General features: G+C 51.7%; 1 protein-coding gene. It reads left to right on the top strand.

Annotated elements, in window-relative coordinates:
• On the top strand, positions 1 to 259 hold a 259-nt coding region (locus tag JaK3_RS08815; protein ID WP_150114250.1), incomplete at both ends, for an AMP-binding protein.

Here is a 259-nt window from a genome sequence, read left to right as displayed (position 1 = left end):
CACCATCTTTAGTTGAGCGCTTTGCTGATGGGCGTCGTATGATTAACGCATACGGCCCCACTGAAACTACGGTATGCGCTACGATGAGCACGCCATTAGATGCACAGGTGGATGGCCTGACTTCTCAATTGGTGCCTATCGGTACACCGATTTCCAATACCCAAATCTACCTCCTAGACTCCACCTTAGAGCCTGTACCTCCTGGAGTGGTGGGTGAGCTCTATATTGCTGGTGCTGGTTTAGCCAGAGGCTACCTAGG

The sequence above is a fragment of the Polynucleobacter yangtzensis genome (assembly GCF_001595965.1).
GTDB classification, from domain to species: Bacteria; Pseudomonadota; Gammaproteobacteria; order Burkholderiales; family Burkholderiaceae; genus Polynucleobacter; species Polynucleobacter yangtzensis.
This window is presented reverse-complemented; position numbering and strand designations above follow the sequence as displayed.